The sequence below is a fragment of the Pseudomonas putida group bacterium ESBL64 genome (assembly GCF_045277175.1).
Lineage (GTDB): Bacteria > Pseudomonadota > Gammaproteobacteria > Pseudomonadales > Pseudomonadaceae > Aquipseudomonas > Aquipseudomonas alloputida.
This window is the reverse complement of sequence record NZ_CP145799.1, coordinates 4,099,210-4,125,651: the sequence shown is the minus strand read 5'-3', so window position 1 is coordinate 4,125,651 and position 26,442 is coordinate 4,099,210. Positions and strand designations below refer to the sequence as shown.

At 62.7% G+C, this 26,442-nt stretch carries 25 protein-coding genes and 1 other RNA gene; 11 read left to right on the top strand and 15 right to left on the bottom strand.

Features of this window, described 5'->3' with window-relative positions:
• Positions 1 to 73 precede the first annotated feature (73 nt).
• The 6 genes from V6093_RS18805 to V6093_RS18780 all read right to left on the bottom strand — a co-directional run bounded on the left by V6093_RS18805 (position 74) and on the right by V6093_RS18780 (position 6,056).
• The gene (locus V6093_RS18805; protein ID WP_003253699.1) at positions 74 to 1,075 is read right to left on the bottom strand and encodes an extracellular solute-binding protein; all 1,002 of its coding nucleotides are present in this window, start codon (positions 1,073 to 1,075) and stop codon (positions 74 to 76) included.
• A 168-nt stretch (positions 1,076 to 1,243) separates the two neighbouring features.
• Complete coding sequence (locus V6093_RS18800) at positions 1,244 to 2,461, bottom strand: 2-octaprenyl-3-methyl-6-methoxy-1,4-benzoquinol hydroxylase (RefSeq protein WP_162996151.1); 1,218 nt, start codon at positions 2,459 to 2,461, stop codon at positions 1,244 to 1,246.
• 9 nt (positions 2,462 to 2,470) lie between these two features.
• Entirely contained in the window at positions 2,471 to 2,953 is a 483-nt protein-coding gene (locus tag V6093_RS18795; RefSeq protein ID WP_003253696.1) for a DUF4442 domain-containing protein, read from the bottom strand.
• On the bottom strand, positions 2,950 to 4,149 hold the full coding sequence (ubiH, locus tag V6093_RS18790; protein WP_003253694.1) for a 2-octaprenyl-6-methoxyphenyl hydroxylase: 1,200 nt from the start codon (positions 4,147 to 4,149) through the stop codon (positions 2,950 to 2,952). The genes V6093_RS18795 and ubiH overlap by 4 nt, the downstream gene beginning before the upstream one ends.
• A complete protein-coding gene (gene pepP, locus V6093_RS18785; protein ID WP_003253692.1) occupies positions 4,146 to 5,480 on the bottom strand; it encodes a Xaa-Pro aminopeptidase in 1,335 nt (444 codons plus the stop codon). The genes ubiH and pepP overlap by 4 nt, the downstream gene beginning before the upstream one ends.
• 21 nt (positions 5,481 to 5,501) lie before the next feature.
• On the bottom strand, positions 5,502 to 6,056 hold the full coding sequence (locus V6093_RS18780; RefSeq protein ID WP_014861353.1) for a YecA family protein: 555 nt from the start codon (positions 6,054 to 6,056) through the stop codon (positions 5,502 to 5,504).
• Between the two features lie 181 nt (positions 6,057 to 6,237).
• Between V6093_RS18780 and V6093_RS18775 the strand changes: the two genes are divergently transcribed.
• The 4 genes from V6093_RS18775 (at position 6,238) to V6093_RS18760 (ending at position 7,668) form a co-directional block, all read left to right on the top strand.
• A complete protein-coding gene (locus V6093_RS18775) occupies positions 6,238 to 6,420 on the top strand; it encodes a TIGR02449 family protein (RefSeq protein WP_029886233.1) in 183 nt (60 codons plus the stop codon).
• A complete protein-coding gene (locus tag V6093_RS18770) occupies positions 6,417 to 6,737 on the top strand; it encodes a cell division protein ZapA (RefSeq protein ID WP_003253687.1) in 321 nt (106 codons plus the stop codon). Before V6093_RS18775 ends, V6093_RS18770 begins: the two co-directional genes overlap by 4 nt.
• A 17-nt stretch (positions 6,738 to 6,754) precedes the next feature.
• Positions 6,755 to 6,934: non-coding RNA, 6S RNA (gene ssrS / locus V6093_RS18765), on the top strand.
• A gap of 125 nt (positions 6,935 to 7,059) precedes the next feature.
• Positions 7,060 to 7,668: a 5-formyltetrahydrofolate cyclo-ligase gene (locus V6093_RS18760; RefSeq protein WP_003253685.1), complete on the top strand. Its 609-nt coding sequence runs from the start codon at positions 7,060 to 7,062 to the stop codon at positions 7,666 to 7,668.
• Positions 7,669 to 7,686: 18 nt separating this feature from the next.
• Here the strand turns inward: V6093_RS18760 and V6093_RS18755 are convergent, their stop codons facing one another.
• Complete coding sequence (locus V6093_RS18755; protein ID WP_003253683.1) at positions 7,687 to 7,839, bottom strand: hypothetical protein; 153 nt, start codon at positions 7,837 to 7,839, stop codon at positions 7,687 to 7,689.
• Positions 7,840 to 8,017: 178 nt separating this feature from the next.
• Between V6093_RS18755 and V6093_RS18750 the strand changes: the two genes are divergently transcribed.
• The 4 genes from V6093_RS18750 (at position 8,018) to V6093_RS18735 (ending at position 13,353) form a co-directional block, all read left to right on the top strand.
• The gene (locus tag V6093_RS18750) at positions 8,018 to 8,467 is read left to right on the top strand and encodes an EVE domain-containing protein (RefSeq protein ID WP_003253680.1); all 450 of its coding nucleotides are present in this window, start codon (positions 8,018 to 8,020) and stop codon (positions 8,465 to 8,467) included.
• A gap of 95 nt (positions 8,468 to 8,562) precedes the next feature.
• Entirely contained in the window at positions 8,563 to 9,522 is a 960-nt protein-coding gene (locus V6093_RS18745; RefSeq protein ID WP_003253678.1) for an HlyD family secretion protein, read from the top strand.
• The gene (gene rbbA, locus V6093_RS18740) at positions 9,519 to 12,239 is read left to right on the top strand and encodes a ribosome-associated ATPase/putative transporter RbbA (protein ID WP_014754796.1); all 2,721 of its coding nucleotides are present in this window, start codon (positions 9,519 to 9,521) and stop codon (positions 12,237 to 12,239) included. Before V6093_RS18745 ends, rbbA begins: the two co-directional genes overlap by 4 nt.
• Position 12,240: 1 nt before the next feature.
• Positions 12,241 to 13,353, top strand: coding sequence for an ABC transporter permease (locus V6093_RS18735; RefSeq protein ID WP_003253673.1), 1,113 nt, complete (start codon positions 12,241 to 12,243; stop codon positions 13,351 to 13,353).
• 180 nt (positions 13,354 to 13,533) lie between these two features.
• Here V6093_RS18735 and V6093_RS18730 read toward each other — a convergent pair whose 3' ends face one another.
• Positions 13,534 to 13,968 (bottom strand): type II toxin-antitoxin system PemK/MazF family toxin, encoded by a 435-nt coding sequence (locus V6093_RS18730; RefSeq protein WP_052196235.1) that lies wholly within the window; start codon positions 13,966 to 13,968, stop codon positions 13,534 to 13,536.
• Between the two features lie 163 nt (positions 13,969 to 14,131).
• Positions 14,132 to 14,536, bottom strand: coding sequence for a flagellar basal body-associated protein FliL (locus tag V6093_RS18725; protein WP_003253671.1), 405 nt, complete (start codon positions 14,534 to 14,536; stop codon positions 14,132 to 14,134).
• 157 nt (positions 14,537 to 14,693) lie between these two features.
• On the opposite strand from V6093_RS18725, the gene V6093_RS18720 reads away from it, so the two are divergent.
• Positions 14,694 to 15,671, top strand: a complete 978-nt coding sequence (locus tag V6093_RS18720) for an NADPH:quinone oxidoreductase family protein (protein ID WP_003253669.1) — start codon at positions 14,694 to 14,696, stop codon at positions 15,669 to 15,671.
• A 165-nt stretch (positions 15,672 to 15,836) separates the two neighbouring features.
• Here the strand turns inward: V6093_RS18720 and V6093_RS18715 are convergent, their stop codons facing one another.
• The 5 genes from V6093_RS18715 to trxA all read right to left on the bottom strand — a co-directional run bounded on the left by V6093_RS18715 (position 15,837) and on the right by trxA (position 21,192).
• Complete coding sequence (locus tag V6093_RS18715; protein ID WP_012054059.1) at positions 15,837 to 16,487, bottom strand: gamma-glutamylcyclotransferase; 651 nt, start codon at positions 16,485 to 16,487, stop codon at positions 15,837 to 15,839.
• 246 nt (positions 16,488 to 16,733) lie between these two features.
• Positions 16,734 to 17,702 carry a CDP-6-deoxy-delta-3,4-glucoseen reductase gene (locus tag V6093_RS18710; protein WP_003253665.1) on the bottom strand — a complete coding sequence of 323 codons (969 nt, stop codon included), beginning with the start codon at positions 17,700 to 17,702 and terminating at the stop codon, positions 16,734 to 16,736.
• Positions 17,702 to 19,168, bottom strand: a complete 1,467-nt coding sequence (gene ubiD, locus V6093_RS18705; RefSeq protein WP_003253663.1) for a 4-hydroxy-3-polyprenylbenzoate decarboxylase — start codon at positions 19,166 to 19,168, stop codon at positions 17,702 to 17,704. Before ubiD ends, V6093_RS18710 begins: the two co-directional genes overlap by 1 nt.
• Positions 19,169 to 19,375: 207 nt before the next feature.
• Positions 19,376 to 20,635, bottom strand: a complete 1,260-nt coding sequence (gene rho, locus V6093_RS18700) for a transcription termination factor Rho (RefSeq protein WP_003253661.1) — start codon at positions 20,633 to 20,635, stop codon at positions 19,376 to 19,378.
• Positions 20,636 to 20,862: 227 nt separating this feature from the next.
• A complete protein-coding gene (trxA, locus tag V6093_RS18695) occupies positions 20,863 to 21,192 on the bottom strand; it encodes a thioredoxin TrxA (RefSeq protein WP_003253660.1) in 330 nt (109 codons plus the stop codon).
• Between the two features lie 253 nt (positions 21,193 to 21,445).
• On the opposite strand from trxA, the gene ppx reads away from it, so the two are divergent.
• On the top strand, positions 21,446 to 22,948 hold the full coding sequence (gene ppx / locus V6093_RS18690; protein WP_003253659.1) for an exopolyphosphatase: 1,503 nt from the start codon (positions 21,446 to 21,448) through the stop codon (positions 22,946 to 22,948).
• Here ppx and ppk1 read toward each other — a convergent pair.
• A complete protein-coding gene (ppk1, locus tag V6093_RS18685) occupies positions 22,935 to 25,178 on the bottom strand; it encodes a polyphosphate kinase 1 (RefSeq protein ID WP_019752735.1) in 2,244 nt (747 codons plus the stop codon). The two genes, ppx and ppk1, sit on opposite strands and share 14 nt — an antisense overlap.
• 213 nt (positions 25,179 to 25,391) lie before the next feature.
• Here ppk1 and V6093_RS18680 point away from each other — a divergent pair, with 213 nt between their 5' ends.
• Positions 25,392 to 26,036, top strand: coding sequence for a DedA family protein (locus V6093_RS18680; protein WP_012054060.1), 645 nt, complete (start codon positions 25,392 to 25,394; stop codon positions 26,034 to 26,036).
• Positions 26,037 to 26,442: the final 406 nt, after the last annotated feature.

Genomic DNA, 26,442 nt, shown 5'->3' with positions numbered 1-26,442 from the left:
AGTGCAGATCCCGTAGGAGCGGGTTTACCCGCGAAAGGGCCCTAACGGGCCCAAAGAGGATAAGGCCTGGCGCTTAGTTGTAGCCAGCCCGATCCATCAGGCGAATGGCTTCAGCCTGGCGCTTGCCGGCAATTTCCACCGGAATGCTGTCGGCCTTGAAGCTGCCCCACGCCGCCACTTCCTCCGATGGCTTCACCTTCGGGTTGGCCGGGAACTCCTGGTTGATATCAGCAAACAGCTTTTGCGCTTCTTCGCCGGTCATCCATTCCACCAGTTTCTTCGCGGCCTCCGGGTGTGGCGCATGCTTGGTCAGGCCAATGCCCGACAGGTTCACGTGCACACCACGGTCACCCTGGTTGGGCCAGAAGATCTTCACCGGCAGGTTCGGGTTCTGCTTGTGCAGACGGCCGTAGTAGTAGGTGTTGACCACGCCCACATCACACTGCCCGGCCTCGATGGCCTGGATCACCGCGTTGTCGTCGGAGAACACATCGGTGGACAGGTTGTTGACCCACCCTTTGACGATTTGCTCGGTCTTGGCCTCACCGTGGGTTTCGATCAGGGTGGCGGTCAGCGACTGGTTGTACACCTTCTTGGCCGTACGCAGGCACAGACGGCCTTCCCACTGTTTGTCAGCCAGGGCTTCGTAGGTGCTCAACTCCTCGGGTTTGACCCGCTCGGTGGAGTAGATGATGGTGCGGGCACGCAGGCTCAGGCCGGTCCAGTCATGGGACGAGGCGCGGTACTGCGACGGGATGTTCTGGTCGATGACGTCGGACTTGATCGGCTGCAGGATGCCCATCTGCTCGGCCTGCCACAGGTTGCCTGCATCGACGGTCAGCAGCAGGTCGGCCACGCCGTTGTCGCCCTCGGCCTTGATGCGCTGCATCAGCGGGGCTTCCTTGTCGGTGATGAACTTGATCTTGACCCCGGTCTTGGCGGTATAGGCATCGAACACCGGCTTGATCAGCTCGTCGATGCGCGAGGAGTACACCACCACTTCGTCCGCTGCCTGGGCAGTGCCGCCGAACAGGGTCAGGGCCAAGGCGGCCAGTAGGGGCTTGCGTGGCAACATGAAATGCACTCCTCGATCGTATGAGAGGTGCGAATGGTAGTGAATCCCATTTTCTGGCTCACCTACCTAGGCGTTACCGGATGTTGCAAAGGGCTGCCACAGGTGATTGCGCCACGCTGTGGGAGCGGCCTTGTGTCGCGAAAGGGCCGCAAAGCGGCCCCGCCACTCTCAAGCCTTGGCCAGATCCGGCAGGTCACCACTCAAACCCAACGCCTGGCGCACAAACAGCGCCTTGGCCTCCGGCATCTGCTCCACCAGTTTCAACCCGCTGTTGCGCAACCAGCGCAACGGCAGCGGATCGGCCTGGAACAACCTCTCGAAGCCCTCCATCGCCGCCATCAACGCCAGGTTGTGTGGCATGCGCCGGCGCTCGTAACGGCTCAGCACCTTCACATCGGCCAGTCTCTCGCCGCGCTCGCAAGCATTGACCAGCACCTCGGCCAGCACCGCCGCGTCGAGGAAGCCGAGGTTCACACCCTGCCCGGCCAGCGGGTGGATGGTGTGCGCGGCATCGCCAATCAATGCCAGGCCTTCACCCACATAGCGCTTGGCGTGGCGCTGACGCAGCGGCACGCATACCCTTGGGTCGGCCTGCAACACGTCGCCCAGGCGGCCCTCGAAGGCACGCCCGAGGGCTTGCAGGAAGGCCGCTTCATCCATCGCCATCAGCTGCTCGGCATGCTCCGGAGTGGTCGACCATACGATTGAGCACCAGTCTTGCTGGCCATCGCGGCTCAAGGGCAAAAAGGCCAATGGCCCTTCGTCAGTGAAGCGCTGCCAGGCCGTGGCCTGGTGCCCGGCGCTGCAACGCACGCTGGTGACAATGGCATGGTGCAGGTAGTCCCATTCGCGGGTTTCGCAGCCGGCCAGACGCCGCACCGCCGAATTGGCACCGTCGGCGGCGATCACCAACGGTGCACGCAGTTGCCGGCCATCGGCCAACGTCAGCAGCCACTCATCGCCAGAGCGGCGTAATTGCTCCAGCCGCGCATTGGCCAGCAGGCCGATGTCGCTGTCGTGCAGGCGCTCCAGCAGGCCGTCCTGCACCACCCGGTTCTCGACGATATGGCCGAGCACCTGGGCATGCACACTGGCCGCCGAGAAGTGAATCTGACCGGTGCCGCTGCCATCCCACACATGCATGTCGGAATACGGCGTGGCGCGTCGCTGGGCAATGCCGTCCCAAGCGCCAAGGCGCTCGAGGATGCGCTGGCTGGCCGCCGATAGCGCGCTGACACGCGGCTCGAACGGGGCCTGGGCATCGAAAGGTACGACCGTCAGCGGGCCACCGTCGAGCAACAAAATTTGCAGGCCACTGTGGCGCAACGCCAAGGCCAGGGCGCTGCCGACCATACCGGCACCCACAATCAACAGATCTGCGCGCATGTCCATGCCTTACGCCAGCCTCGCTTGCGGCTTGAGCCGCACGTATAGGGTTTTATCGACCCGCGCCACCAACTCGCCGGCGCCATCGCGGATATCGACCTGCAAACGCGGCAGGCATTTCTTGCCGGTGGCGGCCTGCTGGCGGATTTCCTGCAGCAGCGCATCATCGACGTGGAATTCGGCATACACCGGGCCTTTGCCCGGCGAGATGAAATCGATGCTGGCGGCCTTGTCCCAGACGATGTAGTCACGCCCCAGCTGCTCGATCAACAGCAGCATGTAGAACGGATCGACCATGGCATACAGGCTGCCACCGAACTGGGTACCGACGTAATTGCGGTTCCAGCGAGTCAGTTTCATCGCCACCTTGACGCTACGCAGGTCCGGGCTGATGTGCTGCACACGGATACCGGCACCCAGGTATGGTGGGTAGAGGTTCAGCATCCAGCGCAGCATGCGCGCCCGACGCGCCAGTTTACGCGGGTTGCTCATGCCTGGCCCCGCGGATCAGGGCGGGTGCCCAGGCCCATGGCCTGGCGGGCGAACCAGCTTTTTGCCGGTGGCAGCAGGTCGAGCCCAAGCAGGCCAAGGTTGCGCCCGGCAGCCAGCAACGGCTGATTGCTGCCAAACAGGCGGGTGACCTGGTCAGAGAAGCCGATGGTCATCGCCTGGTCCAGGCGCTGGCGCTGGTGATAGGCCTGCAGCGTGGTCAGGTCGCCAGGCTGCTGTGGACCCGCCAGCAGCGCCTCGGCCAGGGATTGCACGTCACGCAACGACAGATTGAAACCCTGGCCCGCGATGGGGTGCAGGCTGTGTGCTGCGTTGCCCAGCACCACCAGGTGCGGCCGCACCTGCTCCTGGGCCTCGATCAAGGACAGCGGGTAGAGGTGCCGTGCGCCTACCTGGCGCAGCGCGCCCAAGCGGTAGCCGAACACACCCTGCAGTTCGCGCAGGAAGCTGCGCTCGTCGATGTCGGCCAGGCGCCGCGCATCCATGCCCTGGCGGGTCCACACCAGTGCGCAGCGGTTTTCCGGCAACGGCAGCAAGGCCATGGGGCCCTCTTCGGTGAAGCGCTCGAAAGCCTGGCCGCCGTGGGCCTCACCCGGGGTAATGTTGGCGATCAACGCGCTCTGCTGGTAAGGCGTGTGGCGTACATGGATACCCAACTGCTCGCGCAGGCCAGAGCGGCCACCATCGGCCAGTACCGCCAGGTCACATTCCAGCTGGGTGTCGTCGTTCAGCCGCAGGCGGTAACCGCGTTCGATGGCCTGCATCGAGGTCACTTCGGCCGGGCAGCGCCAGCTCACCACCTCGCTGTCCAGCCCTTGCCACAGGCACTGGCCGAGCCAGGCGTTTTCCACCACGTAACCCAGCGCCGGTACGCCCTCTTCCAGGGCATCCAGGCGGGTGGCGCCAAAGCGACCACGGTCGGACACGTGAATCTGGCGAATAGGCTCGGCGCGGCGGCCGATGACCTGCCACAGGCCCAGTTGCTGATAAATCTGCTGGGTGCCGAAGGACAATGCCGACGAGCGCGCATCGTAGCTGGGCTGGTAGCTGTCGCCGGGGGCGAACGGCTCGATCAGCAGGATCTTCCAGCCGCGCGCCTTGGCGCCGGCCTGCAGGGCCAACGCCAGGCTTGCGCCAACCAGGCCACCGCCGATAATCGCCAGGTTTACCCGGCTCATGCCACGGCCTTGCGGGCAGCCTGCATCAGCGCCTCGATCTCGGCGACGGTACGCGGCACGCCCGAAGTCAGGATTTCACAACCTTGCCTGGTCACTACCACGTCGTCCTCGATCCTTACCCCAATGCCGCGCCACTTTTTGGCCACGGCCTGATTGTCGGCGCCAATGTAGATACCCGGCTCCACGGTCAGCGCCATGCCGGGTTCCAGCACCCGCCACTCGCCGCCCACCTTGTACTCGCCCACGTCATGCACATCCATGCCCAGCCAGTGCCCGGCGCGGTGCATGTAGAAGGCGCGATAGGCTTCGCTGTCGATCAGCGCCTGCACATCACCTTCGAGCAAGCCCAGCTCCACCAGGCCCGCGGTGATGACCCGCACGGTCGCCTCATGGGCGTGGTTCCAGTGCTTGCCGGGGGCTATTTCGGCAAACGCCGCCGCCTGAGCCTTGAGCACCAGCTCGTAGATGGCCTTCTGCTCGGGCGAAAACCGCCCACTGACCGGGAAGGTGCGGGTGATGTCGCTGGCATAGCAGTCGATTTCGCAGCCGGCGTCGATCAGCACCAGGTCGCCATCCTTGAGCGGCGCATCGTTCTGTTGATAGTGCAGGATGCAGCCATTGCGCCCGGCCGCAACGATCGAGCCGTAGGCCGGCATCTTCGCCCCGCCCTTGCGGAATTCGTAGTCCAGCTCGGCTTCCAGGCTGTACTCGTGCAGCCCGGCGCGGCAGGCCTGCATGGCCCGCACATGGGCACGCGCAGAAATGTCTGCAGCAGCACGCATCACCTTCACTTCCGCCGCCGATTTATACAGGCGCATATCATGCAGCAGATGATCCAGCGCAACGAACTCGTTCGGTGGCTGGGCGCCCAGGCGTGCCTTGGAGCGGATCACGTTGATCCAGTCCATCAGCCGGCGGTCGAACTCCGGGTTGCTGCCCATGGCGCTGTAGACCCGCTCGCGGCCTTCGATCAGGCCAGGCAGGATCTCGTCGATATCCGTGATGGGGAAGGCATCGTCAGCGCCGAAATCGCGCACCGCCCCTTCCTGGCCGGCCCGCAGGCCGTCCCACAGCTCGCGCTCGGGGTTGCGTTCACGGCAGAACAGCACGTACTCGCCATGCTCGCGCCCTGGAATCAAAGCAATCACCGCCTCGGGCTCCGGGAAGCCGCTGAGGTACTGGAAGTCGCTGTCCTGGCGGTACACGTGCTCGACGTCGCGGTTGCGGATGGCAACCGCGGCGGCGGGCAGAATGGCGATGCTGTTGGGGACCATCTGCGCCATCAGCGCCTTGCGCCGACGGGCATACTCGGCCTTGGGAATGTGGCTCATGGGCAGACTACCCCTGGTTGATCAGTGCAGCGAGGGCTTGGGTGCGGGTGCGGCCGGCTTGGCCAGCTCGGAGAACAGCAGCAGGGGCGCCACACGCAGGTATTCCATGACTTCCATGTAGTCGCTCTCGCCGTCTTCGGACTCTTCGAGCGCTTCCTGGACCTGCGAAATGGCCACCAGGTCCTGCAGCACTTCCTTGGCCTCATCGGACAAGTCCTTACCGCCAGCGTTCAGGCCGAAACCGGTCACGAAGCCTTGGCACCACTGGCCCAGCGCGGTGGCGCGGTCGCTCAGTGGAGCATCATCGGAAGGCAGCAGCAGGACGATCGCCATGTCGTCGCTGGTCAGCTCGCCCTTGACCATTTCCTGCAAGCCGACCAAGGCGTTGCGGACACTGTCACCAGGCTCGATTTCCAGCAGTTGGGCGGCATCGGCCAACCAGGCATCGGCATCGAAGCCGGCGCCGGCGCAGCTGCGGCCAATCAGCAGGCCGTGCAGTTCGGCCGGGGTGACAGGATGGCCATTGCTCGAGAGCAGCATGGCGAAAGCGTTGTAGGGCGATTGAGTATTGGGCATGGGCAGCTAGGCGCCAGACGGCGCAATGTCTAGAATGAAGACCTTGTATCCTAGCACCGGCAGGCGCGCCAAGACCATCGGCACTGGCCGTTGCCGCCCAGGGAGAGGCATCATCGCCAGGTGACTCAACGACGGAGCGAATCGAGTGCAACCCACGCAAGAGAACGACCTGCAGGCACTGATGAGCCGATTCGAGTTGCTGATCGAACGCGTCGAGCAACTAAAACGGCAAAATGCACTCCTAGTAGCTCAGGAAAAATCCTGGCGCGAAGAGCGCGCCCACCTCATCGAAAAGAACGAGATCGCCAAGCGCAAAGTCGAGTCGATGATTTTACGCCTCAAGGCTCTGGAGCAAGACTCATGAGTTCAAGCAATAGCGTCACCGTGCAGATCCTCGACAAGGAATACTCGATCATCTGCCCGCCGGAAGAGCGCAACAACCTGGTCAGCGCTGCGCGCTACCTGGACGGCAAGATGCGCGAGATCCGCAGCAGCGGCAAGGTGATCGGTGCCGACCGCATCGCGGTGATGGCGGCGTTGAACATTACCCACGAAATGCTGCACCGCCAGGAAGACCGCAACGATGCGCCGGTCAGCGGCACAAACCGCGAACAGGTGCGCGACCTGCTGGATCGGGTAGATAAGGCTTTGTCCGACGACACGGATACCAAAATCGGCTGAGATTGGTATACTGGCGCCACTCCCTGGGGGATGCGCCAGTCGGTTATGTCCCTGAGCCGATACGCACAACCACGGGGGTTGCACGCTGGGGCCGGTGTGCATGTCCGCCCGACGGAAAGCCTTAACGCCCCCTGCAATCTCCACCTTGAACTTTCGGGTTCAAGGGCTACACCGATAGCGGTCTTATCGGGGAGCCTGAATTTTCTTGCCCGCCCCCCAAGGCGGGCAATTCGTTTTGGCCGACTTTATTCAAGCTTTGTACGACGATTCACCGCGCAGGCACTGTTCGTACCAAGCCAGCACATCTGGGATTGCCCGTGCCATGACCGAAAACGTGCCGCTCACCCGCCCCCAGCTTCGTCGCCTGCTTCGCAATGCCCGCCGCGCCCTTACCCCTGCCCAGCAACGCCAGGCCACCCTCGGCCTGTACCGCCAACTGGCGCAACACCCCTTGTTCCGCCGCGCCCGCCACATCGCCCTGTACCTGCCCAACGACGGTGAAATCGACCCTCGCCTGCTGATGCGCGAAGCCCAGCGTCGCGGCAAGTGCACCTACCTGCCGGTGCTGCACGCCTGGCCGCGCACGCGCATGGTGTTCCAGCGTTTTGAGCAGGGTGAGAAGCTCAAGCCCAACCGCTTCCGTATTCCAGAGCCGATCATCGATCGCAAACGCCAGCGGCCGATCTGGGCGCTGGATCTGATTCTGCTACCGCTGGTCGGTTTTGACGAAGTGGGCGGCCGCTTGGGTATGGGCGGTGGCTTCTATGATCGCAGCCTGGCCTACCAGGCGCGTCGGCAAACCTGGAAAAAACCGTTGCTGCTGGGGCTGGCGCATGAATGCCAGAAGGTCGAGCGGCTGGCGCAGGCCAGTTGGGATGTGCCGCTGAAGGGCACGGTCTCGGACCGTGGCTGGTACCTGGCGCCACGTTGAGCGGCGCCAGCGGGGGTATCAACGTTGTGGCTGGCTGGCGTCGACCGGCATCTGATAGGCGTTGTCCAGCTTGCGCTCCCAGAACCCTTGCGCATAACCGGTAGTGACCACACCCAGGCCAAAAATGAACACCAGGATCCACAGCAGATCCGGCTTTTTACGTTGATTCATCGAAGATTGCCCCCCAGGCAAACTGTTCAGTACTCGGCGATATTCTGGGTACCGCCGGCGCACGCGCTTTAAACGGGGCGCATTTTCCGACAACATGCGTCCGCACGCAAACCTTGACGCCAACCGGCTGTCGGTTTCGTGCAACAGGTTATTTCAAACCTTTTCAGGAGCAGCATCCATGGCTTACTGGCTGATGAAATCCGAGCCCGACGAGCTCTCCATCGAAGCCCTCGCACGCTTGGGCGAAGCGCGCTGGGACGGCGTGCGCAACTATCAGGCGCGTAATTTTCTGCGGGCCATGAGCGTGGGTGACGAATTCTTCTTCTACCACTCCAGCTGCCCGCAACCCGGCATCGCCGGCATTGCCAAAATCACCCGCGCGGCCTACCCGGACCCGACCGCGCTGGACCCGGAAAGCCATTATCACGATGCCAAGGCCACGATCGACAAGAACCCGTGGAGCGCGGTGGATGTGGCCCACGTACAAACCTTTCCAAGGGTGCTGGAACTGGGGTGGCTGAAACAGCAGGCCGGTCTGGTCGAGTTGCCCCTGGTGCAAAAAGGCAGCCGCCTGTCGGTCATGCCGGTAACGCCCGAGCAATGGGCGGTGATTGTCGCGTTGCGCTGAATACGCAGCTAAGGTCAAGGGCTTGACCGATATCAACACGCCACACATGGCCGCCAGGCATGATGTACTGTGCATGACCGCAAGGATGCAGAACGATGAACCGATACGCCCCTAGAATCTTCGCCACTGCACTGATCGCACTGCTCGCTGCAGCCGGCGGGCTGGGGTACTGGAAGTCGCTTCACGACCAGTTGCCCGAAGGCCTGAGCATGGGCAACGGCCGCCTTGAAGCCACCGAAGTGCAGATCGCCAGCAAGATCCCCGGTCGCCTGGCCGAAGTACTGGTCGATGAAGGCGACAACGTGACCCGTGGCCAGCTACTGGCACGCATCGACACACGCACCATGGAAGCCCAGCGCAGCCAGGCCGAAGCCGAAGTGCTGCGCGCCCGGGAAAACTACGCCGCCGCCCAGGCCACCGTGCAACTGCGCCAGAGTGAACTGCTGTTGGCCAGCCAGGAGCTCAAGCGCGTACGCGAAATCTTCCAGCGCAAGTTCGCCAGCCAGCAGTTGCTCGACCAACAGCAGGCGCGCTTTGACACGGCCAACGCAGCAGTAGTCGCTGCCCGCGCCCAACTGGCAGCGATCAAGGCCGCCATTGGCGCCGCCGAAGCCCAAGTGGCGCAGCTCACCAGCGAAATCGACGACAGCAGCCTGCGTGCGCCCATCAACGGCATCATCCAGCTGCGCCTGGCCGAACCCGGTGAAGTGCTGGGTGCCGGCGGCCGTGTGCTGATGCTGATCGACCCCAGCGACCAGTACATGAACCTGTACCTCCCGGCCTCTACCAGCGGCCGGCTGACCGTAGGCGATCAGGCGCGCATCGTGCTCGACGCCCTGCCCGAGCGCGCACTGCCGGCCAAGGTGGCCTTTGTCGCAGCCAAGGCCCAGTTCACCCCCAAACAGGTGGAAACCCGCGACGAACGGCAAAAGCTGGTGTTCCGGGTCAAACTGCGCCTGAGCGACCCAGGCGCCGTGCCGCAAGCCAAACCAGGCATGCCAGGCGCCGGCTATGTACGCACGGCTGAGGTGGACTGGCCGGCCAACCTGCAATGAACGCCCCGGCACTGCTGGCCGAAGGCATCAGCCACCGTTACGGCGACGTGATAGCCCTCCACCCACTAGGCTTCAGCCTCCCTGTGGGTACCCGCTGCGCGCTGATAGGCCCTGACGGGGCTGGAAAGTCGACCCTGCTGGGGCTGATCGCCGGCGTGAAACGCCTACAGCAGGGAGAGCTGCAGGTGCTGGGTGGCTCGATCCGCCAACGCCGCCATCGCACGGCGCTCTACCCCAAAGTGGCGTTCATGCCGCAAGGGCTGGGCAACAACCTGTACCCGGAACTGTCGATCAGCGAGAACATCCGTTTTTTTGCCACCCTGTTCGGGCTGGGCCGCCGTGAGTGTGAACAGCGCATGGCCAATCTGTTGCAGGCCACCGACCTGCAGCGCTTTGCCCAGCGCCCGGCCGGCAAGCTGTCGGGGGGCATGAAGCAGAAGCTGGGCCTTTGCTGCGCGCTGATCCACGAACCAGACCTGCTTATCCTGGACGAGCCGACCACCGGCGTCGACCCACTGTCGCGGCGGCGCTTCTGGGAGCTGGTTGAACAGGTTCGCGCACAACGCCCGCAACTGACCTTGCTGGTGGCTACCGCCTACATGGAAGAAGCCGAACAGTTCGAGCATTGCCTGATGCTCGATGGCGGCCGGCTGCTGGCCGCCGGCCCTAGCCACGAACTGGCTGCAGTCACCCCGAGCGGCAAACTGGATGATGCCTTTACCCACTACCAGGGCGCGGGCAAGGCGCAGCATCAACCACTGGCAATCCCGCCGCGCCAAGCCACGGACGGCCCGGTCGCCATCGAGGCACACGACCTGACCCTGCGCTTTGGCGACTTCACAGCGGTGAACAAGGTCAGTTTCGCCATTGGCCGCGGGGAGATCTTCGGCTTCCTGGGTTCCAACGGTTGCGGCAAGACCACCACCATGAAAGTGCTCACCGGCCTGATGCCGGCCAGCGAGGGCAGCGCCAGCCTGCTGGGGCGCCCGGTGGACGCCAGCGACCTGGCCACACGCAAGCGGGTCGGCTTCATGTCGCAGAGTTTCTCTCTGTATGGCGAGCTCAGCACCCGGCAGAACCTGGCCCTGCATGCCCGCCTGTTCGACTTGCCCAAAGCCGAGAGCGCCCAGCGCATCGATGAGCTGATCGAGCGCTTCGACCTCGCCGCTATCGCCGACCAACCGTCTGGCGCCCTGCCCCTTGGTTTGCGCCAGCGCCTGTCGCTGGCAGTGGCGGTTCTGCATCGCCCGGAAGTCTTGATCCTCGACGAACCGACCTCCGGCGTCGACCCGGCCGCCCGCGACGACTTCTGGCGCCTGCTGGTAGAACTGTCCCGCGAGCAGGGCGTGACCATTTTCCTCTCCACCCACTTCATGAATGAAGCCCAGCGCTGCGATCGTATTTCGCTGATGCACGCCGGGCGGGTGCTGGCCTGCGACACGCCCGATGCCCTGCAGCACCAGTACCAGGGCGACACGCTGGAAGACGCGTTCGTCCGCTGCCTGGAACAGGCCCAGGAACTGGCGCCAGCCGCCACCGACAGCAGCGTGCTGGAACAGGCGTCCACCCCCACCCTACCGCTGCGCCAGGGTTTCAGCCTGCGTCGCCTGCTCGCAGTGGCCGGCCGTGAGGGCAAGGAGCTGCTGCGCGACAAGGTGCGCCTGGCCTTCGCCTTACTGGGTGCACTGTTCATGATGGTGATCTTCGGCTACGGCATTTCACTGGATGTGGAAAACCTCGCCTTCGCCGTGCACGATCAGGACCAGAGCCCGCAAAGTCGTGCCTACCTCGAAGCCTTCCGTGGCTCACGCTACTTCGCCGAACAGGCGCCGATCCGCGACAGCAGCGAGCTGCACCAGCGCCTGCAACGCTCGGAAATCAAACTGGCACTGGAAATTCCGCCCGGCTTTGGTCGCGACCTGTACGCAGGACGCCAGCCGGTGGTGGCTGCCTGGCTCGACGGTGGCATGCCGTTCCGCGCCGAAACCAGCCGCAACTACGTGGAAGCCGTGCACCAGGCCAACCTGGAGCAACTGGCAAAGGCCAGCCCACAACCGCAGCCACGCCAGGACCCGGTGCGCCTGGAAACGCGTTTCCGCTACAACCAGGATGTGGTCAGCGTGAACGCCATCGGCCCGGGCGTGATGGCACTGATACTGGCCTTCATTCCGGCCATGCTCACGGCACTGGGCATCGTGCGCGAGAAGGAGCTCGGCTCCATCACCAACTTCTACGCCACACCCCTCACCCGCCTGGAATTCCTGCTTGGCAAGCAGATGCCCTACCTGGCTGTGAGCCTGGTCAACCTGGCGCTGCTGGTGGCGATGAACCGCTGGCTGTTCGCCGTACCGCTCAAGGGCAGCGTACTGGCTTTGGCATGTGGCGGCGTGGCCTACCTGCTGGCAACCACCAGCCTGGGCCTGCTGATTTCGGCATTCACCCGCACCCAGATCGCCGCCATTCTCGGCACCATGATCATTACCAGCCTGCCGACCATCCAGTTTTCCGGGCTGATCGTGCCACGCTCGTCGCTGGACGGCGCGGCAGCGGTGATGGGCCAGTTGTTCCCGGCGGGCTACTTCCTCGACATCGCAGTCGGCACCTTCACCAAGGCGTTAGGCCTGCGCGAGTTGTGGCCGCAGTGCCTGATCCTGCTGAGCTTCTTTGCCGCATTCACCGGCCTGAGCCTGGCAATGCTGAAAAAGCAGGAGGCCTGACATGTCGCGCCTGAACCACACCCTGCGCCTGGGCCTGAAAGAACTGACCAGCCTGCGCCATGACAGCGTCCTGCTGCTGTTCCTGCTATATGCCTTCAGCGTGGCGATCTACATGCCGGCAGCCGGCTCGGTGATCGGTGTACACAACGCCAGCGTGGCGGTGGTGGATGAAGACCATAGCCTGCTCTCGCGCAAGCTCAGCGAAGCCCTGCAACCGCCCGAGTTCCAGCCAGCCGTGCCGCTGCCTCCGCAGCGCCTGGACCAGGCCATGGACAGTGGCCAGTACACCTTCGTCATCAACATACCGGTGAACTTTCAGAGCGACCTGCTGGCCGGGCGCTCGCCGGAGCTGCAGATCAACGTCGATGCTACAGCCATGAGCCAAGCGTTCATGGGCGCCGGCTACATCGGCCGCATCTTCGAGCGCGAGCTGCTCGACTACAGCCAGCGTGGTAACGAGCAAAGCCCGGTGCTGATCAACCCCAAGGCGCTGTTCAACCCCAACCTGGAGGGGGGCTGGTTTCTGGCCGTGATCCAGATCGTCAACAACATCACCATCCTGGCGATCATCCTCACCGGGACCGCGCTGCTGCGCGAGCGTGAGCATGGCACCCTCGACCACCTGCTGGTGCTGCCGTTGACCGCGCTGGAGATCATGCTGGCCAAGATCGGCAGCAACGCGCTGGTGGTGGTGATCTGCACCTGGATTTCGTTGGTGGTAGTCGTCAAAGGTGCACTGGGCGTGCCGCTGTCTGGCTCGATGGGGCTGTTCCTGGCCGTGACCGCGCTGTACCTGTTCGCCAGTACATCGCTGGGCATTTTCCTCGCCACCCTGGCGCGCTCGACGCCGCAGTTCGGCCTGCTGGCGATCCCGGTGATCATCCCGATGCTGTTGCTGTCCGGCGGCAGCACACCTCTGGACAGTATGCCGCAGTGGCTGCAGTGGGTGATGCAAGGGTCACCCTCAACGCACTTTGTCAGCCTGAGTGCCGCAATCCTGTTCCGGGATGCCGGGTGGGCGGTGGTATGGCCGGATATCCTGGCGCTGACGCTGATCGGCCTGGTGTTCTTCAGCGTGGCGCTGGCACGGTTTCGTCGGAGCCTGGCGTCTTGAAGGCATGCGCGAGCGTCCGCCGAAAATTGGAAAACTGGCACAAAGACAAAGGGCGCCTTTCGGCGCCCTACTCACAGACAGGTCGACTTGTCATCGCCATATACCTGCCCGGCTCTGTAATTGCTGGTCGAACCAGGATCCTCAGAGTCTTACAAGCCCCTTGCGGGAACAGGCTGATTATCACGCATCGAGCGTAACATTGACAACAGACCGCTCTGTTGCTGGATATGTGAAACCCAGCGTAAAGCCAACTGCAGCCCTCACGGCGGCGAAATGCTCTGGCCGCATTGTAAAGGTCATGTATTCCCGACCACTTCCTTGCCGCGATTTGACCCGACATCTGTCCAATCTGGAGGTAGCCACCGTGTAGATCATGTCGCACTTGGCCCAGCATGTCAGGGCCGAACCAGGCAGATAACTCGGCAGCACAACGTGATGCCCTGCCATGTGATCCGGTGCCGTGGTACTCAACGGGACTATCGTCACTAACTGGCGATTTTGACTGTGCTTGTGAAGAACGACCACGGGACGCACCTTGATCATTTCAGGCACTTGAAAGCCTGAAAAGTCGCACATCAGTACAGTCGCCTCTTTCGGCTGGTACTTCAAAGCCATTGCCAACACTCTCGAGCAACTGAAGACAAGGCACAATCTAGCTTGGCCATGGCCCCAAAAACTGAAAACTGGCGGGCTTACAGGAAAGACAGAAGGGTCCTACACACGGGGTAAGCCTGAATTCAATCCGACTTACCAGTGATGGACCTCACCCTGTTTCAGGTCACTGCACGATCAGGTTGTTGAATAGCAAGTCTTCAACGATCGGCTTGCCCTCTTCCGCCTCCAGCACCTGCTGCACCTGTTTCAGCGCCTCTTGGCGAAGGTGCTCCTTGGCCTCGACGTTGCTCATGCTGTCCACCGTCTGCTGGGTGAACAGTGCCACCAGCTGGTTACGGATCAGCGGTTCGTGGTGCTTTACCGTCTTGGCCGCTTCGTCGCCCGTCACGCGCAGGGCCACGTCAGCCTTGTACACGCGCAGCCGCGGGCTGCCGTCGAGCGCATAGTTGCCAACGAAGGGCGGGCTCAGACTGATGTAGGCGACCTTGGGCACCCCTTCCTTGGCTTCCTCGGCCATGGCCGCAGCCGGCAGCAGCAGCGCCAGCACCATCAAGATCCACGCTTTCACGAATTCGCTCCTCAATACAGTTGGCGCCAGCTTACCCAGCACACCGCTCAAACCCAAGCCCGGGCTTATGCCGGCCCATCAGGGCGGGCCATGCTCGTTGACCTGCCAAGCGGCCCTCCTACGCTTATCGGCCACTACCCGCAAAGGAATAGCCCCGATGAAAGCTGTGTTGTGCAAAACCCTGGGTCCGGCGCGCAACCTGGTGCTGGAAGAGGTGGCCAGCCCACTGCCGAAGAAGAACGAGATCCTGCTGGACGTGCAGGCTGCCGGGGTCAACTTCCCCGACACCTTGATCATCGAAGGCAAGTACCAGTTCCAGCCACCGCTGCCGTTCTCTCCAGGTGGCGAGGCAGCAGGCGTGGTGGCCGCCGTTGGCGAAAAGGCCGGCGCGTTCAAGGTCGGCGACCGGGTCATGGCGCTCACCGGCTGGGGTGCGTTCGCCGAGCAAGTGGCGGTGCCGTTCTATAACGTTCTGCCGATCCCGGCGAGCATGGACTTCACCACCGCTGCGGCCTTCGGCATGACCTACGGCACCTCGATGCACGCCCTGCGCCAGCGTGGCCAGTTGCAAGCCGGCGAGACCCTGCTGGTACTGGGCGCTTCCGGCGGGGTGGGCCTGGCGGCGGTGGAGATCGGCAAGGCCATGGGCGCGCGGGTGATCGCGGCGGCCAGCAGTGCCGAGAAACTGGCCGTGGCCAAGGCTGCCGGGGCGGATGAGCTGATCGACTACAGCCAGGCCAACCTGCGCGAAGAAATCAAACGCCTGACCGGTGGCCAGGGCGTGGACGTGATCTATGACCCGGTCGGTGGCGAGCTGTTCGAACAAGCGGTGCGCGGGTTGGCCTGGAATGGCAGGCTGCTGGTGGTGGGTTTTGCCAGTGGCAGCATTCCACAGCTGGCGGCCAACCTGGTGCTGCTCAAGGGCGCGGCGGTACTGGGCGTGTTCTGGGGGGCATTTGCCCAGCGCCAGCCGGAGGACAACGCGGCCAACTTTCACCAGCTGTTTGCCTGGCATGCCGAGGGCAAGTTGAAGCCGCTGGTGTCGCAGACTTATCCACTGGAAGAAGCCGGGGCTGCTATCGAGAAGCTGGGGCAACGGCAGGCGGTGGGTAAGTTGGTGGTGCTGGCCAGGTAAGGCAGTACCGGCCTCTGCGCGGTCGCCTGTAGGCGCGGGTTTACCCGCGAAAGGGCCGGGCCTGCCGGCCAATTCCACCCGCCGTTCACCGTTGTCGGCACCACCGTATTCGCGGGTAAACCCGCGCCTACAGGGATTACCCGCGAAGAGGCCGGAACAGGTTGCTCACACTTCGCGCAGATTGTGGCAACGCCTGAATCGCGCTTCCAGGTTGCGATCGGGCATCTGGTGACTGCGCAGTGCATTCAAGGTCTGCTCGACATAGTCACGCGTGGTGCCATAACGCCCCTTGGCACTGGCCAGGATCTGGCTGAGCAACGTATCCGGCAAGTTACCGGCATAGCACGGCAGATGCCGCTCCAGTACAAAGCCCAAGGCCTGCACCTTGCTACCATCGCCCAGGCGGCAGTTGAGCCAGTGCGGCCGGTATGCCGGATAGGGCATCTCGCGTTGCCACAGGGCCATCAGTGAGTCGTCCAGGTTGCGTTCATCCAGCCGGTAGGCAAAGCCGCTGCAGGAGCCACCGCGGTCCAGGCCAAACACCAGCCCGGGCGTTTCCGGGGTACCGCGATGTTCATGCGACCACAGGTACAAGCCACGGTGATAACCATGTACCCGCGCGCGCTGGCGCTCCACCGAATTGCACTCCGGGCGCCAGATCAACGAACCATAGGCAAACAGCCACACCGGCCCACCCTGATGCCTGGACATGGTTGTTTTCATGGAGCTGAACAACTGTTCGCGAGTATGTTGCTGACCGAAATCAAGTGCCGGAGGGTATGAAACTTCCCAAGACATACTTTCAAGTGCCGACATAAGCTGCCGCCATTATTCCTGTGAACTACGGATGTAGCGAGCTTCGATTACGCTGCGGCCCCAGGCCGCTTTACCAAGGGCGCTTGCAGTAACCATAGGCCAGAATTGCAGGAATACTCAAGCCCTTGAGCACGTGTTTCATACACGGCTCCGACGACTGGGAAGTACTGTTTCAGCAGCGGTGAAAGTTATTGGCCAAGGCGGTAACAATTACCGCCTTATACCGACACTTTCAAACTTCGGTTATTAACCGCGCGGCGCGTAGGCGAACACATCGGCACGCATGCGGTGCGCATCCATACCGGCTTCGACCAAGGCGTCGAGCGTGGCGTAGATCATGTTCGGTGAGCCGCTGGCATACACATGCACGCTATTGAGGTCGGCAATGTCGTCGCAGACCGCTTCATGCAGCATGCCGCAGCGGCCTTCCCAGCCACACAGGTCGCTGACCACTTGATGCAGGAACAGATTAGGCAGACGCTGCCATTCGTCCCAGTGCTCGATCTGATAGAAATCCTCGGGCCGGCGCACCCCCCAGTACAGGTGTACCGGGTGCTTGAAGCCCTGAGCCCGGCAGTGCTCGACCAGGCTGTGCATCTGGCCCATGCCAGTGCCGGCGGCAATCAGCACCAGCGGCCCGTCGGGCAGCTCGGCCAGGTGGGTGTCGCCAAACGGCATTTCAATGCGCGCCAGGCCATCTCGCCTCAGCTGGTCGATCAGTTGCACCGCACTGGGCTCACGCGCCAGCACATGCAGCTCCAGTTCACGCCCGGCATGTGGCGCGGACGCCAGCGAAAAAGCTGCCTGCTTGCCGCCCTCACGTTCGATCATCAGGTATTGCCCCGCGTGATAACGCAGAGGTTTACCGGCAGGCGCACGCAGGCGCACCCGCCAGACGTCGCCGCCGACGTCGACGCACTCACTGACGCTGCACGCCAGCTTGCGCACTGGCAGCTCGCCCAAGGCAAGCACACCGTCCCAGAGCAACACGCAGTCCTCCAGCGGTTCGGCAATGCAGGTGAACAACTCGCCATGGTCGCGGACTTCGCCATCCTGGCGAACCCGTCCTTCAACCAACAACGCGGCGCAAACATGGCAATTGCCATTGCGGCAGCTGTTTGGGCAGTCATAGCCCAGCCGCCGTGCTCCATCCAGGATCCGTTCCCCGGGTTCAAGCGCCAGCACCGCCCCGGACGGCTGCAACGTTACCTGCATCAATCTATTCCCAACTGATCCCACAGCTCATCGATACGGCGGGTGACGGCCTCATCCTTGACGATGACCCGGCCCCATTCGCGTGTAGTCTCGCCCGGCCACTTGTGCGTAGCGTCCAGGCCCATCTTCGAACCCAGCCCCGACACCGGTGACGCAAAGTCCAGGTAGTCGATCGGGGTATTGTCAATCATTACCGTATCACGCTTGGGGTCCATGCGCGTGGTAATGGCCCAGATCACATCGTTCCAGTCACGAGCGTTGATATCGTCATCGGTGACAATAACGAACTTGGTGTACATGAACTGTCGCAGGAACGACCACACACCCAGCATTACGCGCTTGGCGTGGCCTGGGTACTGTTTCTTCATGGTCACCACCGCCATGCGGTACGAGCAGCCTTCCGGCGGCAGGTAGAAGTCGGTGATTTCCGGGAACTGCTTCTGCAGGATCGGCACGAACACTTCGTTCAGCGCCACGCCGAGAATGGCCGGCTCATCAGGCGGCCGGCCGGTGTAGGTGCTGTGGTAGATCGGTTTTTGCCGGTGGGTGATGCGCTCAACGGTGAACACCGGGAAACTGTCCACTTCGTTGTAGTAGCCCGTGTGATCGCCGTAAGGGCCTTCCGGGGCCATTTCGCCTGGGTGGATCACCCCTTCCAGAATGATCTCGGCGGTTGCCGGTACCTGCAGGTTGCTGCCACGGCACTTGACCAGCTCGGTGCGATTGCCTCGCAGCAGGCCGGCGAAGGCGTACTCGGAAAGGGTGTCCGGGACCGGGGTCACCGCGCCGAGAATGGTCGCTGGGTCAGCGCCCAGGGCCACGGCGACCGGAAACGGCTGGCCGGGGTTCTTCTCGCACCACTCTCGGTAGTCGAGGGCGCCGCCACGGTGGCTGAGCCAGCGCATGATCACCTTGTTGCGGCCGATCACCTGCTGGCGGTAGATGCCCAGGTTCTGGCGGTCCTTGTTCGGACCACGGGTCACGGTGAGGCCCCAGGTAATCAGCGGCGCCACGTCGCCAGGCCAGCAGTGCTGAATCGGCAGCGTGCCAAGGTCGACATCGTCACCCTCGACCACCACTTCCTGGCACACCGCGTCCTTGACCACTTTTGGCGCCATCGACACGACCTTCTTGAAGATCGGCAGCTTCGACCAGGCGTCCTTCAGGCCCTTGGGCGGCTCGGGCTCCTTGAGGAAGGCCAGCAGCTTGCCGATTTCCCGCAGTTCGCTGACCGACTCGGCGCCCATGCCCATGGCCACCCGCTCCGGAGTACCGAACAGGTTGCCCAGCACTGGGATGTCGAAGCCGGTGGGCTTTTCGAACAACAATGCCGGGCCCTTGGCGCGCAGGGTGCGGTCGCAGACCTCGGTCATTTCCAGGACGGGGGAGATCGGTACCTGGATGCGCTTGAGCTCGCCGCGCTGTTCCAGGCCACGGATGAAGTCGCGCAAGTCGCGATACTGCATGCAGAAGCCTCGTGTTGGCCGTATCGGTCGGGGTGCAGAGTGTAGCGCCGTTCGGGCCTTGTTTGGGGGTGAAAATGCATTGGGGCCGCTTTGCACCCCTTCGCGGGCAAGCCCGCTCCTACAAGGGCCGCAGTGACCTGTGTAGGAGCGGGCTTGCCCGCGAAGGGCCGCAAGGCGGCCCCAATCAATCCAGCCTGAAACGCTCGCTTACTTGCGCTTCATCGACAGGAAGAACTCATCGTTGGTCTTGGTCTGCTTGAGCTTGTCGACCAGGAACTCGATGGCGGCGATTTCGTCCATCGGGTGCAGCAGCTTGCGCAGAATCCACATACGCTGCAGTTCGTCGTCAGCGGTCAGCAACTCTTCGCGGCGGGTGCCGGAACGGTTGATGTTGATGGCCGGGAACACACGCTTCTCGGCGATGCGGCGGTCCAGCGGCAGCTCCATGTTGCCGGTGCCCTTGAACTCTTCGTAGATCACTTCGTCCATCTTCGAGCCGGTTTCAACCAGCGCAGTGGCGATAATGGTCAGCGAACCGCCTTCCTCGATGTTACGCGCAGCACCGAAGAAGCGCTTGGGCTTCTCGAGGGCGTGGGCGTCGACACCACCGGTCAGCACCTTGCCGGAGCTCGGGATCACGGTGTTGTAGGCACGCGCCAGTCGAGTGATCGAGTCCAGCAGGATAACCACATCTTTCTTGTGCTCGACCAGGCGCTTGGCCTTCTCGATCACCATCTCGGCAACCTGCACGTGGCGGGTTGGCGGCTCGTCGAAGGTGGAAGCAACGACTTCGCCACGCACGGTGCGCTGCATTTCGGTCACTTCTTCCGGGCGCTCGTCGATCAGCAGGACGATCAGGTGGCACTCAGGGTTGTTGCGAGTGATGTTGGCCGCAATGTTCTGCAGCATGATCGTCTTACCGGCTTTCGGCGGGGCAACGATCAGGCCGCGCTGGCCTTTGCCAATCGGGGCGCACAGGTCGATGACGCGACCGGTCAAGTCCTCGGTGGAGCCGTTACCGGCCTCCATCTTCAGGCGCTTGTTCGGGAACAGCGGCGTCAGGTTTTCGAACAGGATCTTGTTCTTCGCGTTTTCCGGGCGGTCGAAGTTGATGGTATCGACCTTCAGCAGGGCGAAGTAACGCTCCCCTTCCTTCGGTGGGCGGATCTTGCCGACGATGGTGTCGCCGGTACGCAGGTTGAAACGGCGGATCTGGCTGGGCGAGACATAGATGTCGTCTGGGCCGGCCAGGTAGGACGCATCAGCCGAACGCAGGAAACCGAAACCATCCTGGAGAATCTCCAGCACGCCGTCACCCGAGATCTCTTCGCCGCTTTTCGCATGCTTCTTCAGCAGGGCGAAAATCACGTCCTGTTTGCGCGAACGGGCCATGTTTTCGATGCCCATCTGTTCGGCCATTTCCAAAAGATCGGTAATCGGCTTTTGCTTGAGTTCAGTCAGGTTCATAAGGGGAATGACGTAATCATGTAAGAAGGGAGAATTAAGCTTCTGGCTTAATGAGGCCGCGCCGCTGGATGGCGACAGGATCGCGTACTGATTCGAATTAGGGATGCTTCGGCGACGGCATGTAGAGGGCACTGGAAAAGCAGTGCGAGGCCGAATGTAACACTTGCTTTTTTCTGCGTCTAGTGCTCTGAAAAAGAAAAGCCCCGCATTTGCGGGGCCTTTTCACATCACAGGTGGGCGTCGAGGAATGCGGCCAGCTGCGATTTGGACAGTGCACCAACCTTGGTGGCTTCGACGTTGCCGTTCTTGAACAGCATCAGCGTCGGGATACCACGCACACCGTGCTTGGCCGGGGTTTCCTGGTTCTCGTCGATGTTCAGCTTGGCGACGGTCAGTTTGCCCTCGTAGGTGGAAGCGATGTCGTCCAGAACCGGAGCGATCATCTTGCATGGACCGCACCATTCAGCCCAGTAGTCGACCAGTACCGCGCCTTCGGCCTTCAGGACATCGGCTTCGAAGGAGGCGTCGGTGACATGTTTGATCAGATCGCTGCTCATGGATATCTCCAGGGTCGTAAGCAAAAAACGTGGCCCATGATAGCCGCACCTACGCCGGACAGGAAGCCACGGACGATTGAGTGTAACTATAGTTGCGCAAGACGCCGCGAATCGAAACTGTCATATGGCCGTCATAGAATCGAATGGCACATTGCCTTGCATCAAGGCCAGTACAACGGCTGAGTGTCACGCGTTGGCGATAGCCTGCTATCGTGGCACGATTGCCAGGTTAACGACCGAGAACAACCAGATCATGCCGCATACCATCGCGAAGAACCTGTCCCTGATCGCCGCCATCGACCTTGGCTCCAACAGTTTTCACATGGTCGTGGCCAAGGCCCACCATACCGAAATCCGTATCCTTGAGCGGCTCGGCGAGAAGGTTCAACTGGCCGCCGGCATCGACGAAGAGCGCATGCTCAGTGAAGAGGCAATGGAAAGGGGCCTGGATTGCCTCAAGCGCTTTTCCCAGCTGATCAACGGCATGCCGGCAGGCGCCGTGCGTATCGTCGGTACCAACGCCTTGCGCGAAGCGCGCAATCGTAACGAATTCATCCAGCGCGCCGAAGCCATCCTCGGCCACCCGGTGGAGGTCATCTCTGGCCGTGAAGAGGCGCGCCTGATCTACCTGGGCGTGTCGCACACCCTGGCCGACACCCCCGGCAAGCGCCTGGTGGCCGACATCGGCGGCGGCAGTACCGAGTTCATCATCGGCCAGCGCTTCGAGCCGCTGCTGCGCGAAAGCCTGCAGATGGGTTGCGTGAGCTTTACCCAGCGTTACTTCCGCGACGGCAAGATCACCCCAGCCCGCTATGCCCAGGCCTACACGGCCGCGCGCCTGGAACTGATGAGCATCGAAAATGCCCTGCACCGCCTGACCTGGGATGAGGCCATCGGCTCATCCGGCACCATTCGCGCCATCGGCGCTGCCATCAAGGCCGGTGGCCTGGGCAATGGCGAGGTCAACGCCGAAGGCCTGGCCTGGGTCAAACGCAAGCTGTTCAAGCTGGGCGAGGTCGACAAGATCGACTTCGACGGCGTCAAGCCAGACCGCCGCACTATCTTCCCGGCGGGCTTGGCGATTCTCGAAGCGATCTTCGATGCCCTTGAACTGAACCGCATGGACCACTGCGACGGCGCCCTGCGCGAAGGTGTGCTGTTCGATCTGCTTGGCCGCCACCACCACGAAGACGTGCGCGAACGCACCCTGAACTCGCTGATGGAGCGCTATCACGTGGACCAGGGCCAGGCTGCGCGCGTCGAGCGCAAGGCGTTGCACGCATTCGACCAGGTGGCCGACGCTTGGAACCTGAAAGACGGAAACTGGCGCGATCTACTGGGCTGGGCCGCGAAAGTGCACGAAATCGGGCTGGACATTGCCCATTATCACTACCACAAGCACGGCGCCTATCTGATCGAGCACTCGGACCTGGCAGGCTTTTCCCGGGAAGATCAGCAGATGATGGCCCTGCTGGTACGCGGCCACCGCCGCAACATCCCCAAGGACCGTTACGCCGAACTGGGTGATGAAGGGGTCAAGCTGCTGCGCCTGTGCGTGCTGCTGCGCTTTGCCATCCTGTTCCACCACATCCGCGGCACTCAGCAAATGCCAAAGGTAGAACTGCACGGCGGGGACAACAGCCTGGATGTAGCCTTCCCTGACGGTTGGCTGGAGCAGAACCAGCTGACCCAGGCCGACTTCGCCAACGAGGCGGAGTGGCTGGCCCGGGTCGGCTTCGTCCTCAGCGTACGTTGAGGACCGGGTTGCTCAGGCGCTCCAGCAAGGTCGCCTGAACGCTGCGCGGGTTCTGGTTGCCGGTCGGGGTGCTGCGCACGTAGCGCCCGTCCGGCTGCAAGGTCCAGGCGTGGGTATTGTCGGTCAGGTAGCCTTCCAGCTCCTTCTTCACCCGCAGCAACAGTTTCTTGCCTTCCACCGGGAAGCAGGTCTCGACACGCTTGTCGAGGTTGCGCTCCATCCAGTCGGCGCTGGACAGGTAGATCTGCTCTTCGCCGCCATTGAGGAAGTAGAACACCCGCGTGTGCTCGAGGAAGCGGCCAATGATCGAGCGCACCTGGATGTTGTGCGAAACCCCCGGAATGCCCGGGCGCAGGCAGCACATGCCACGCACCACCAAGTCGATTTTCACGCCCGACTGGCTGGCCTTGTACAGCGCCTTGATGACTTTGGCGTCGGTCAGCGAGTTGAACTTGGCAATGATGTGCGCCGGCTTGCCTTCAAGGGCAAACTGGGTTTCCCGCGCGATCATGTCGAGCATGCCCTTTTTCAGGGTGAACGGCGCATGCAGCAGCTTCTTCATGCGCAAGGTCTTGCCCATGCCGATCAACTGGCTGAACAGCTTGCCGACGTCTTCGGTGAGCGCATCGTCAGAGGTCAGCAGGCTGTAGTCGGTGTACAGGCGGGCGTTGCCGGCGTGGTAGTTACCGGTACCCAGGTGCGCATAACGCACGATCTCGCCCTGCTCGCGGCGCAGAATCAGCATCATCTTGGCGTGGGTCTTGAACCCGACCACACCGTAGATCACTACCGCACCGGCCGCTTGCAGGCGGCTGGCCATCTGCAGGTTGGACTCTTCGTCAAAGCGCGCACGCAACTCGATCACCGCAGTGACCTCCTTGCCGTTACGCGCTGCGTCCACCAGGGCGTCGACGATTTCCGAGTTAGCCCCCGAGCGGTACAGGGTCTGGCGCACGGCGAGCACGTGCGGGTCCTTGGCGGCCTGGCGCAGCAGGTCGACCACTGGCGTGAAGGACTCGAACGGGTGCATCAGCAGGATATCCTGCTTGCTGATCACACTGAAAATGTTGTCAGCGTTCGCCAGCAGCTTGGGGATCGCCGGGGTGAACGGTGTGTATTGCAGCTCCGGGTGGCTGTCCAGGCCGGTGATGCTGAACAGGCGGGTGAGGTTGACCGGGCCATTGACCTGGTACAGCTCACTTTCGCTGAGGCTGAACTGCTTCAACAGGTAGTCCGACAGGTGTTTCGGGCAGGTGTCGGCCACTTCCAGGCGCACGGCGTCACCGTAGCGGCGCGAGAACAGCTCGCCGCGCAGCGCGCGGGCCAGGTCGTCGACCTCTTCAGAGTCAAGCGCCAGGTCGGCGTTGCGCGTCAGACGGAACTGATAGCAGCCCTTCACCTTCATGCCCTGGAACAGGTCGTCGGCGTGCGCGTGGATCATCGACGACAGGAACACATAGTTTGCGCCCGGGCCGCCCACCTCTTCCGGCACGCGAATAACCCGCGGCAGCAGGCGTGGCGCCGGAATGATCGCCAGGCCCGAGTCGCGACCGAAGGCGTCCACCCCCTCGAGCTCAACGATGAAGTTGAGGCTCTTGTTCACCAGCAGCGGGAACGGGTGAGTCGGGTCGAGGCCAATCGGGGTAATGATCGGGGCAATTTCGTCGCGGAAGTAGCGGCGTACCCAGGTCTTGAGCTTGGGTGTCCAGTAGCGGCGGCGGATGAAGCGGATCTGGTGCTTTTCCAGCTCTGGCAGCAGCACGTCGTTAAGAATCGCGTACTGGCGCTCTACCTCGATGTGCACCAGTTCGCTGATACGCGCCAGCGCCTGGTGCGGTTGCAGGCCATCGGCGCCGGCCTGTTCACGGGCGAAGTTGATCTGCTTCTTCAGGCCTGCGACACGAATCTCAAAGAACTCGTCGAGGTTGCTGGAGAAGATCAACAGGAACTTGAGGCGTTCCAGCAGCGGGTAGCTCTCATCCAGTGCCTGCTCCAGCACCCGGATATTGAACTGCAGTTGCGAGAGTTCGCGATGAATGTACAGGCTGCTGTCGTCCAGGCCAGGGACGGCGATGGCCGGGGACGGCGCAGGCACCGGAGCTACAGGCTCGGCCACCGGCTCCGCTACAGGCTCAGCCGCCGGAGGCAGGTCTGGCGGGGTCTGCAGCATCTCTTCTGGGAGCTCCTGAGCATCCTTGATCGCGACAGGGCTTAGCACTTCATTATTCATCTGGCGTTCCTGAGGACGTTAACGCCCTATCATCTATTGAGCGGCAAGATAAGCGCCCATTATGACGCCCGTGTTACACATATGGGCAAGCCGTGGCAAGGGGCCTCTGGCATTGTCTGCGCTGGAATTGTTCACGTCGAGACACATTTGGACACTTTCACGAACGCGCGCGAAGGGGTAGGCTGCGCGTTCATTTCGCCAGCACCTCAGAAAATGCTTCAACAATTCCTGCAGGATTTCGGCTACTTCGCCCTTTTTCTAGGCACCTTCTTTGAAGGCGAGACCATTCTGGTGCTTGCGGGGTTCCTTGCGTTCCGCGGTTACATGGATATCAATCTGGTGTGCCTGGTGGCCTTCTTCGGCAGCTACGCGGGCGACCAGTTGTGGTACTTCATGGGCCGACGCCACGGGCGCAGGATCCTGGCGCGCAAGCCGCGCTGGCAGGCAATGGGCGACCGGGCGCTGGACCATATCCGCCGCCACCCCGATATCTGGGTGCTGAGCTTCCGCTTTGTCTATGGTTTGCGCACGGTCATGCCGGTGGCCATCGGCCTGTCGGGTTACCCGCCACGTCGCTACCTGCTGCTGAACGGGATTGGCGCGGGCATCTGGGCAGTGGCCCTGGGCGCCGCCGCCTACCACTTCGGCGCCATCCTCGAAGGCTTGCTGGGCAACGTCAAACGTTACGAGCTATGGGTGCTTGGCGGCCTGGTGGCGCTGGGCGGCCTGCTGTGGCTGCGCCGGCGCTTCCGTACTCTGCGCGCGGAGCGCAGGGCGGCGAGCCAGGCCCAGCCCCCAGAGGCTGAGCAGGCTGTAAGCCACGAGCAGAAACCAGGCCAGCGGCGCGACCACCGCTAAGCCCAAGGCGCCGGCCAGGTACAATGCCGGCGCATTCAGACACAACCGCGCCAGCTCCAGGCGTGCAGACCAGGGCCGGTTCTCCAGCAACGCGCCCAGCACGAACAAACCAAACGCCATCAGTGACCAGCCGAGCACCAGCGCGGCGGCCGGCACGCGGTCGGCCACGTCCATCAGGTAGCTGCCCAAGGCCACATAAACCACGAACTGCGCCGCCACATAGGCTTGCTGCCCGCGCCCCAGGGCAATCTCGAACTTGCGAAACAGCGCCAAGTCCTGTTTGGCCTGTGGGTAGCGTGCGGCCACATCGGCCGGGCGCCAGCCGGTAGGCATGAACCAGATACGCAGCTTGTCCCACAGGCTGGTGGTGCGCCGGGCGTCGTGCCAGAGCTGGGCATAGAACTGC